At 65.7% G+C, this 8,290-nt stretch carries 9 protein-coding genes; 5 read left to right on the top strand and 4 right to left on the bottom strand.

Annotated features, from left to right (window positions below):
- The first annotated feature begins 612 nt into the window (after nucleotides 1-612).
- On the top strand, nucleotides 613-1,308 hold the full coding sequence (locus tag ABFX36_RS17935; protein ID WP_346077637.1) for a hypothetical protein: 696 nt from the start codon (nucleotides 613-615) through the stop codon (nucleotides 1,306-1,308).
- 135 nt (nucleotides 1,309-1,443) lie between these two features.
- On the top strand, nucleotides 1,444-1,716 hold the full coding sequence (locus tag ABFX36_RS17930) for a hypothetical protein (RefSeq protein ID WP_006897284.1): 273 nt from the start codon (nucleotides 1,444-1,446) through the stop codon (nucleotides 1,714-1,716).
- 10 nt (nucleotides 1,717-1,726) lie between these two features.
- Here ABFX36_RS17930 and ABFX36_RS17925 read toward each other — a convergent pair whose 3' ends face one another.
- Both ABFX36_RS17925 and ABFX36_RS17920 read right to left on the bottom strand, forming a co-directional pair.
- Entirely contained in the window at nucleotides 1,727-3,349 is a 1,623-nt protein-coding gene (locus ABFX36_RS17925) for an ABC-F family ATP-binding cassette domain-containing protein (protein WP_045537484.1), read from the bottom strand.
- 161 nt (nucleotides 3,350-3,510) lie between these two features.
- Complete coding sequence (locus ABFX36_RS17920; protein WP_006897282.1) at nucleotides 3,511-4,149, bottom strand: TetR/AcrR family transcriptional regulator; 639 nt, start codon at nucleotides 4,147-4,149, stop codon at nucleotides 3,511-3,513.
- A 117-nt stretch (nucleotides 4,150-4,266) separates the two neighbouring features.
- On the opposite strand from ABFX36_RS17920, the gene ABFX36_RS17915 reads away from it, so the two are divergent.
- Nucleotides 4,267-5,598 carry a flavin-containing monooxygenase gene (locus tag ABFX36_RS17915; protein WP_045537482.1) on the top strand — a complete coding sequence of 444 codons (1,332 nt, stop codon included), beginning with the start codon at nucleotides 4,267-4,269 and terminating at the stop codon, nucleotides 5,596-5,598.
- Entirely contained in the window at nucleotides 5,595-6,737 is a 1,143-nt protein-coding gene (locus ABFX36_RS17910; protein ID WP_045537480.1) for an EstA family serine hydrolase, read from the top strand. Before ABFX36_RS17915 ends, ABFX36_RS17910 begins: the two co-directional genes overlap by 4 nt.
- A gap of 7 nt (nucleotides 6,738-6,744) precedes the next feature.
- Here the strand turns inward: ABFX36_RS17910 and ABFX36_RS17905 are convergent, their stop codons facing one another.
- Nucleotides 6,745-7,197, bottom strand: a complete 453-nt coding sequence (locus tag ABFX36_RS17905) for a MarR family winged helix-turn-helix transcriptional regulator (RefSeq protein ID WP_045537479.1) — start codon at nucleotides 7,195-7,197, stop codon at nucleotides 6,745-6,747.
- Nucleotides 7,198-7,294: 97 nt separating this feature from the next.
- Here ABFX36_RS17905 and ABFX36_RS17900 point away from each other — a divergent pair, with 97 nt between their 5' ends.
- Nucleotides 7,295-7,678, top strand: a complete 384-nt coding sequence (locus ABFX36_RS17900) for a DUF5313 family protein (RefSeq protein ID WP_045537477.1) — start codon at nucleotides 7,295-7,297, stop codon at nucleotides 7,676-7,678.
- A 5-nt stretch (nucleotides 7,679-7,683) separates the two neighbouring features.
- On the opposite strand, the gene ABFX36_RS17895 is transcribed toward ABFX36_RS17900, so the two are convergent.
- Nucleotides 7,684-8,286, bottom strand: a complete 603-nt coding sequence (locus ABFX36_RS17895; RefSeq protein WP_045537475.1) for a hypothetical protein — start codon at nucleotides 8,284-8,286, stop codon at nucleotides 7,684-7,686.
- Between the last annotated feature and the right edge of the window lie 4 nt (nucleotides 8,287-8,290).

Here is an 8,290-nt window from a genome sequence, read left to right as displayed (position 1 = left end):
CGACCGCGATCTCCGTCCGGTCCGCCACCGTCAACATCATCCGTCCCAGCCCCACCCAGGGTCTCCTACCGCGCTACCCGCAACCCCTCGTGGCCTGCAGTGTTGCTACGACGGTATGACACCGCCCATCGTTCCCTTCGTAGGGAAGCGCCGCATCCCTACGATCCTCCGATATGTCCGTCTTGACCAGGAGTAGTCGCCCAGGAGGAATTACGCCTGGGTAGAATTGGTAGCCTTGCGTCGATGTGAGCAACTGCGAATCGTCCACGCCTTCGACCAGCCATATGTCGACAGGGCGCGTTTACGCGGGCCACGAGCCATCTCGGTGAGGGCATCGTCTCCATCGATCACTATGGAAGTGAAGGCGTAGTCAACGTTTCGTGAGGATCCACGCGCGATCTGCCGGCCAGATTAATGCACGCCGCGTCGAGAACCTCTGCGCAGCACGCTCGACGTCGGCGCGGTTTCTCCGGCGTCGATAACGTCTCGTTCACCGGCTCCACTCAAGAGGGCAAGGCCACAGCCAGTAGCCGAGTTCTCGCTCCCAAGCGGACAAGTCCGTACTCGAATCGGACTACGCTCCAAGTAGACAGTTGCCGAGGGGAGTAGCCAATGGCTTCTGAGTGGGCTCGAGATGAAGTGATTCACGATACCGAAGTGGCTGAATGGGTTGACTCGCTGCTCTTTCAGCCATACTCGGGCACTGTCGGATCACTTGTCCCCGGCGGATACGAGAGGTATCTTCGTGTGTTGCACCCAGCGGAAAGGGTCGTCAACGGTGCTCTGATCGGGAACTATCGATGGTCCGACGTTGCGCGAGTCAATGGCAAGGTAGCTCATGCCGAGATGCAATGGTCAAAGATCTCGCAGGGTGAATTCGAACCCCGCGGGGGATGGTGGAATGAAGGCCCTCATCGAACTAACTCTCTTCGGCCGATGGTGACCGACGAGATCGCACATCATCTGGGGCGCGGACTGAACACCCGTTGTGTATTTGCCTTCTGGGAAGGAAATACGGCGTTTCAAGAGATTTCGTCGATGTGTCCGACCGTCCGGATCGGTGCATTCAACTACTACCTCACCATGGGGGATGTGGGCCGTGCGTCAGAGGTACTTGAAGGGATCCGTCCGAACATGTGGTGGGCCGTCGACCAAAGTTGGTTCGTATGCTCGAACGTCGAGCTGGACTCGACGTATATCGGCGCAGATTCGGCTCGTGCTGAGGAGATTGTTCTCAGCCGTTCTCTTGAGTCCTGGCCCACCCTGCGAAGCCATCGAATCACGATAGACGGCGATCGGTTCAACTGAATGCACCAACGACGGGCTGATTACCCGCGGCATACCTGGTTCGCTCGTACCCGAGGTCCCGGGATCGCTTGGGCATGGCTGTTCGCACTCTTGCTGGCTACTCTTACCGCTGTATTCGCGGCAGCAGAGCCCCTGATGCAAGTCACCGACTGTGAGGTATGGAACGCGAGCGATCCCGATTGCAAGGGAAGCGTTCTCGATTTCTACGGCGGCTACTTCCTTGTCAGGGCCTCTGTGCCGCCATTGGCATGCGTGTTGGCGCTGGGGATCCGAACGCCCGCGTTCTCCGTCATCGCCTGCCTCGTCATCGGGTCCAGCATTCTCATTGCTTCATTCATGCTCTACTTCCTCCCAGTCCTTCTCGTCGTCGCGTGCCTCGCCGGGTATCAGGTGGTCGTGTCTCATTGAGGATCGAGTCTCACTCCGGCAGATCGTCCCGCTGCCTCAGGGTCCCGTCCCCGGGCAGTTCCACGACGGTGTCGAGGCCGAGCCTGTTCAGGAACGGGTAGTCGTGGCTGGCGACGATCAGGGCACCGCGGTAAGCATTGAGAGCGACGGCGAGCTGGTCGACGCTCGTCGTGTCCAGATTGTTGGTCGGCTCGTCGAGAACGAGCACCTGGTGCGGAGGATCGGCGAAGAGCAGCTTCGCCAAGCAGACGCGGAACCGTTCGCCGCCCGAGAGCGTCGACACCGGCCGGTCGACGGTGTCGCCACGCAGGAGGAGCCGCGCCAGGTGATTCCGGATCTGGCCGGTGGCGGTGCCGGGTGCGGCGGCTTGGAGGTTCGCGAGTGCGCCGGCACTCTCGTCGAGACCGTCGAGCCGCTGGGGGAGGACGCCGACACGGTCGGTGAACAGGCGTCCGCCGGGGCGGCCGGCAGTGGGTTCGGCGCCGCTGATCATGTGCCCGAGCAGCGTCGACTTGCCCGACCCGTTCGGTCCGACGATGGCCAGGCGTTCGGGTCCCTGGACGAACACCGACCGCTCGCCGGCGGTGAGTTCGGCGATGCGCCTGCTTCGCGGGACCGCCGGGTCGGGAAGGTCGAGACTGATGCGGTCGTCGTCGCGAACCCGGGCGTCGGCCGCGTCGAGTGCGGCCTGCGCGACCCGGACCTTCTGGTCGAGTACCGAGCGCATGGCACCGGCCGATCCCTGCGCGCTGTCGGCGAGCATGCCCGCGACGATCCTCGGGACGCCGCCGTCGCGCTGGGCCTTCTTCGCCGTCCGCTCACGCCTGGCCAGCTTGGTCTCAGCCTCCGCCCGCTGCCGCTTCTCCGTCTTCAACACCTGTTGCGCCGCTCGTGCGGCCTGTACTGCGGCAGCCTGCTCCTGGTCAGCGTGAGCCTTCCACGCACTGTAGGGACCGCCGAAGGTCTCCAGCACGCCGTCGTGCAGTTCGGCGGTCGCATCCATGTGTTCGAGGAGTTCGAGGTCATGGCTCACCACGATCAGTGCACCCGGCCAGTCGTCGATCATCTCAGCGAGGCGAGCGCGCGTCGGGCGGTCGAGGTTGTTCGTGGGCTCATCGAGCAGAGTGATGGCCGTGCGGTGCATCCGCAGACCGGCCACCGCTATCAGCATCGCCTCCCCGCCGGACAGTTCCGCGACCGAACGGTCGACGTCGGCGGCGGAGAATCCGAGACGATCGAGCGATTCGGCCGCGCGCGCTTCGACGTCCCAGTCATCACCGATCGTCTCGAAGTGGCGCGCATCCGCGTCGCCGGACTCGATCGCTCGCAGCGCTTCGAGTACGTCGGCGATGCCGAGGAGTTCGGCGACGGTGGAGTCGCCGGTCAGCGTGAGGGTCTGCGGCAGGTAACCGACGTCGCCGGCGGTCTCGATCCGGCCGGACGACGGCGTGAGCCTCCCGGCGATGAGCCGGAGCAGGGTGGATTTGCCGGAGCCGTTGCGGCCGACGAGACCGGTCCGGCCGGCGCCGAACGAGCCGTCGACGCCCGACAGCGCGACGCTGCCGTCGGGCCAGGAGAACGAGAGCGAGACGATCGTGACGGACGATTCAGGCGTGGTGGATGTGTGAGGCATGGTGGAGCTCGATTCACGAGAGTCGCCGCGCGAGGTGATGCGCCGGCGAGGCGGATGAGGACACACTGGTGCCGGAGAACCGGCTTCAGGCCCTGTCGACCTCGATCTCGCAATCCACGACGGTGAGGCTACTCGTGTCGGGTGCTCGGCGCATCCGAGATTCAGCGGGTGCCGGGAGGCTGGAGCGCCGGGTACCAGATGTCGGTGAGGACGTCGGCGGCTCGGTCCGGCGCGAACTCGATGGTTCGCTGGACGGTGGAGCGTGTGAAGTACCGCTCCAGTTGGGTCACGAGCAGTTCGATGCGGAAGCGGGCCTCTTCCCGGCGGTCGTCCGGCCACCGCGACAGGTAGTCGGGCATCGCATCGGTCAACGCGGTGATCGACGCGCGGCCCACGCTCCGGAACTCGGGATCGGCGGAGAGGGCCTCGTCCCAGGCCGGGAGGATGTCGCGATTGGCGTCGAACCACTCGAGGGCCCGTTCGATCCACGCGGTGAACGCCGCTCGTGAACCGTCGCGGAGGACGGCGTCCAGGTCGCCGTACACCGACGCTGCGCGCTGCTGCATGGTCTCGGCGCTGATCCTCGCCAGGATGTCCGTCTTGTTGGTGAAGTGCAGGTAGAACGTGGCACGACTGCATCCGACCGCTCGGGTGATGTCGTCGACGGTCACGTCGGCGTAGCCGTTCTCGGTGAACAGACCGCGCGCGGCCTCGAGCAGGGCCAGCCGGGTTCGGCGTTTCTGTTCGTCCCGCAGATTGGGCCGCTGCGCCCCGACCGTGTCCTCCCGCATGAAGACCATGATGCTCGCCGCTCATCTCGATTGACAATGTGACCACTGACTAGACACGTGTCAGTGAGATCCCTACGGTGGGTCTGTGACGGTCGACACGTACGGCCGCTGACGAGAGGACAGAGCATGACACGCGATCGCGTCGCCATCATCGGTGCCGGCTGCTCCGGCTTCACCACGGCCAAGCGACTCAAGGACGAAGGCATCGAGTACGACTGTTTCGAGATGTCGGACGACGTCGGAGGCAACTGGTACTACGACAACCCGAACGGAATGTCGGCCTGCTACCAGTCGCTCCACATCGACACGTCCACCAGCCGGCTGGAGTTCGACGATTACCCGGCGCCGCGCGACTGGCCGCATTTTCCGCACCACACGCTGATGCACCGGTACTTCCGCGACTACGTCGACCACTTCGGGCTGCGCGAGACCATCACGTTCAACACGGCGGTGGAGAAGGCCGACCGTGAACCGGGCGGCGGCTGGACGCTGACCCTGAGCACCGGGGAGCGCCGCGAGTACGGTGCCCTGGTGGTCGCCAACGGTCACCACTGGAATCCGTTCGTCCCGGAGTACCCCGGCAGCTTCGACGGGCAGATCATCCACAGCCACGACTACCGCAGCCCTTTCGCTCCGATCGACATGCACGGTCAGCGCGTGATGGTGGTCGGGATGGGCAACTCGGCGCTCGACATCGCCTCCGAACTCTCCAACCGCTCCGTCGCCGAACACGTCTGGGTCTCGGCGCGGCGTGGCGTATGGGTGCTGTCGAAGTACCGCGGCGGCAAGCCCGCCGACAAGATGATGATGCCGCCGTGGATGCCGAAGAAGCTGGGTCTGGCGATCGCGCGACGGTCGATCAAGAAGTCGATCGGCAGGATGCAGGACTACGGTCTGCCCGAGCCCGATCACGAACCGCTGTCGGCGCACCCCTCGGTGAGCATCGACTTCCTGGCCAAGTCCGGTTCCGGTGACCTGACCTGCGTACCTGCGATCGAGCGTCTCGACGGTGACGCCGTGATCCTGACCGACGGCCGCCGGGTGACGGTCGACGTGATCGTGATGGCGACCGGCTATCGCATGGCGTTCCCGTTCTTCGACGATCCCGCGCTGATGCCCGATGCGCAGCATCGTTTCCCGTTGTTCAAGCGGATCGTTCATCCGGACGTCGACGATCTGTACTACGCCGGCCTGGCGCAGTCGTCTCCCACGATCGTCAATCTGGCCGAGCAGCAGAGCAAACTGATCGCCGATCATCTTCTGGGCCGGTATGCGTTGCCGTCCCGCGCCGAGATGCGGAAGGCGATCGTCGACGACGAGCGTCGTCACCTGGGGCAGTACTACAACGCGCCGCGCCACACGATTCAGGTCGATTTCGCGCGGTACAAAGTGGATCTGCTGGCCGAACTCGCGGCCGGGCGAGAACGCGCCAAGCACCCGGTGGCCGCAGCACGATGACGGTCTCGGGAACGTGCGTGTCCGCATTCGAGCCGGTGCGGGATCTGTTCGCCGCCAAGCTCGAGTCGGGCGATGAGGTGGGTGCCTGCCTCGCTGTGGTGTCCGGTGACGACATGGTCGTGGATCTCTGGGGCGGCACGGCCGACGTGCCCTCGGGACGTGTGTGGGAACGCGACACCCTCGCGAACACGTACTCGCTGACCAAGACGATGACGGCGCTCGCGGTCCTGCTGCTCGCTGATCGCGGGGAGGTGGATCTCGATGCGCCGGTCGCCCGCTACTGGCCGGAGTTCGGGGCGGCGGGCAAGCAGAACGTCCTGGTCCGGCAGGTGCTGGGACATACGAGCGGCGTCGCCGGCTGGGATGCGAACATCAGCCTGAGCGACATCTACTCGCACGAGGAGGCGGCGGCACTGCTGGCCGCGCAGGAGCCCTGGTGGACGCCCGGCGCGGGTTCGGGTTACCACGTGCTCACCTTCGGGACCCTGCTCGGGGAGGTGGTCCGGCGTGTCACCGGCTCGAGCCTCGGACGGTTCTTCGCCGAGGAACTCGCCGGTCCGCTCGGCGCCGACTACCGCATCGGAGTGACGGACGAGGCGCCGGAGCGGTTCGCCTCGATGGTCGCTCCGTCATCCGCGGCGGCGGACTACTCGTCGATTCCGCCCGACAGCCTGATCTGCCGAACGCTCCTGAACCCGGCGTTCGCGCCGTCGATCGTCACCGACCCCGATTTCCTCGCGGCCGAGATCGGAGCGGCGAACGGCCAGGGGAACGCCCGGTCGGTGGCTCGGCTCGCGTCGCTCGTCTCCGGAGGCGGTGCCGTCGGCGGGCGAGCGGCGCTGTCGCGCACCACTCTCGAGCGGATCTTCGACGTCCAGGCGGACGGCGTCGACAGAGTCCTCGGTGTACCGGTGCGTTTCGGTCTCGGCTGGGCGCTTCCGGGTGCGGTGATGCCAGGCGTCCCGGAGGGACGGGTCTGCTGGTGGACCGGGTTCGGCGGTTCGGTGGTGGTCGCCGATCTCGACCGCGACCTCGCCGTGGCCTACGTGATGAACAAGATGTCGCCGGAACTCGTCGGCGCTGCGAAGCCCAACGAGTATCTGGCGGCGGTGTACGACTGCGTCGGTCGCGGTCGGTGATCTCCGGTCACCTGGCTTCGGCGGCCACCGCAGCCGCGTTCACCTTGGTCAGAACGGCGTGGAGTTCGCCGAGCAGTTCCAGGTCTCCGCCCAGGGCGTCGACCACCTGCGGCGGGATCTCGAGTGCCTGCTCGCGCAGTGCCACACCGGCCTCGGTGAGATGGATCTCCACCTTGCGTTCGTCGTCGTCGCTGCGTCGTCGTTCGATGACGCCGTCGGCTTCGAGTCGCTTGAGCAGCGGGGACAGGGTCGCCGAGTCGAGCTGCAGTAACCGGCCGATCTCGTTGACCGGCAGCGGTGCGTGCTGCCACAGCGCCAGCATCACCAGGTACTGGGGGTGGGTGAGACCGAGCGGCTCCAGCAGCCGTCGATACACCCGGAGCACCGATCGGTTGGCGAGGGCGAGCGCGAAGCAGACCTGCCGTTCCAGCAGGAGGGGATTACCGGGGATGTGGGCCATGACACGAGTCTACGACTATTTCATAGGGCGCTATTGAATCGCGTGATAGATAGTGCAATATTGAGTAGTGCACGATCTAACAACGGAGGTTTTCAGGATGAGCGGTCGCCCGAATCCGATTCAATGGGTTGTCTACGCCTACGGGGGCACGCTCCCCGAGTCGAAGCGCGAGTGGGTGCGCAACGACCTCACCGGCCGGACCGCGACCCTCCGTCACCTGATCCGTTCGCAGTTCTGCTTTCTGCCGCTCTACCTCGTCATGTTCTTCGCGTTCGGCGGCGAGATGTGGATCCGCGGCCTGATGGTTTTGCTGGCGGTGCTGCTCGCGCTGATCTTCTCCGCGTCGTACATGGATCAGAACCGGGTTCTCCGCATGCGTAAGCACGGGCTCGGCAACTCCCCGCTGACCCAGCGACAGCAGGCGCGAGCCGATCTGGAGAAGGAGCGCTACGAGGCCGTCTACGCCGACCGCCGTGGCTGATCCGCTCAGGACGTGGTCAGCACGCCGTTCGCGACGGTGAACCAGCCGTCCGGTGAGGTGCACGTGATCGCGTCGCCGGGGAGCGCGGTGCACGAGAGGTCGCCGAAGGTCAGCCGGTGTCCGGCCGTCAGCGCGGGGGCCGGGGTCGGCCCGCCTTCGGTGATCGTCGGTTCGGTTCCCTGCGCGGTCAACGTGATCGCGTTCGGTGGCCCGTCGAATGCGCCGATGCGGATACTCGGCGCGTCCTCGGGGTAAGGGGCGGCGCAGGTGATGCGCTGCGGCAGGCCGGACCCCGCCGGCTGCAGTACGCATTCGCGAAGGGGATCTCGCGCATCGCTCCATCGGTAGCTTCCCGGTTGCCCGGAAACGGCGTAGGGGGCCGTGTCGACGGTGGTGGCCGACGAGGTGGTCTCGCCGGTGAGCGGGATCGACGTGACGATGACGGTGGAGGTGCGCGTCGGCGGCGGTGCGATGGCCGAGATGCCGCTCAGCGAACTGGTCGGTGCGGACTCGTCGCCCGGTGTGCATGACGACAGCGCCGCTGCCGTCAGGAGTGCCAGTGCGGTGATCGTGAACGCTCGCGCGTCGGCCGTGAAGGTGCACTTCATCCGT

Origin of the sequence: Gordonia cholesterolivorans (genome assembly GCF_039531975.1) — a bacterium.
GTDB classification, from domain to species: domain Bacteria; phylum Actinomycetota; class Actinomycetes; order Mycobacteriales; family Mycobacteriaceae; genus Gordonia; species Gordonia sihwensis.
The sequence above is the reverse complement of the archived record's forward strand: the minus strand, read 5'-3'. Positions and strand labels throughout refer to the sequence as shown.